1 protein-coding gene is annotated in these 1,053 nt (G+C 58.8%); it reads right to left on the bottom strand.

Features of this window, described 5'->3' with window-relative positions:
- Positions 1 to 16 precede the first annotated feature (16 nt).
- A protein-coding gene (locus tag CRO48_RS31550; protein ID WP_097143566.1) for an IS630 family transposase occupies positions 17 to 963 on the bottom strand; the annotation gives its coding sequence in 2 pieces (ribosomal slippage) (positions 17 to 615 and positions 615 to 963; 948 coding nt in all).
- Positions 964 to 1,053: the final 90 nt, after the last annotated feature.

Genomic DNA, 1,053 nt, shown 5'->3' with positions numbered 1-1,053 from the left:
TTAGAGCGTTTCCCTTTCATGCTGGATCGTATCCGCATGATGTGAAGAAGTTGCGCGCTTCTTGAGGCTCGATGAGGTCTATCAGTTTCCCGATCCTGTCCCACAGGCCGCTCATAGTGCGTTCTGCCGCTTTGCGCAGGAGCGCTTTCAGCTTCGAAAATGCCTTCTCTATGGGATTGAAGTCTGGGCTGTAGGGCGGGAGGAACAGCATGCGCGCACCGGCAGCCTCGATCATCTCACGCGCCGCCGGCCGTTTGTGGCTGGAGAGATTGTCAAGGATGACGACATCACCAGGCTTCAGGGTCGGCACAAGAACCTGGGCGACATAGGCCTCGAACCATTCTCCATTGATCGGCCCGTCGATGACGAGCGGCGCAACCATTCCCGTGCTGCGCAGGCCCGCCACCAGCGTCGTAGTCTTGCGATGGCCGTGCGGAAAGCCCATTCGCAGGCGCTCTCCTTTCCGAGAGCGTCCGTGCGTGCGCGCCATGTTCGTCGCAGTCCAGGTTTCGTCGATGAAGACGAGCTTGGCAGGATCAAGGTCCAGTTGATCATCGAACCACTGCTCACGCTGTTCCAGGATATCGGGACGGCTTTGCTCTACCGCGTGGCCAGTCTTTTTTTACGAGTCTGCCCGTGCCGGACAAGGAATCGGTGCAGAGCCGACTTGCTGATCGTGATGCCCTGGGCAGAAAGCGCGTCGCGCAGCTCGAACAAAGTTCCATCGCGGTGCTCAGCCAGCCATGCCATGATCGCCTCGCCATGGGCCTCTGTCTTTCGGGAATTTCGATCTCCGCCAAGAGGGCCAGGTCGCACGTCGCCCTGGCGATGTTGCAGATTTCGCCAGCGGCTGACGCTTGCGGCACTCACGCCGAACCGTTCAGCAGCTTCTCGGTGGGTCGCACCAGCGGAAACAGCAGCAACCACGCGAACTCGCAGATCGACAGAGAGAGCTTTTGACATACCTGCCGACCTCCATCGGCAGATAGTTTGAATCAGAACACGGCTGATTTGCAAAGACCCGCAGATTCACTCAGTCAGGGAAACGCTCTA

Source organism: Rhizobium subbaraonis (assembly GCF_900220975.1).
Taxonomy (GTDB): domain Bacteria; phylum Pseudomonadota; class Alphaproteobacteria; order Rhizobiales; family Rhizobiaceae; genus Mycoplana; species Mycoplana subbaraonis.
The sequence above is the reverse complement of the archived record's forward strand: the minus strand, read 5'-3'. Positions and strand labels throughout refer to the sequence as shown.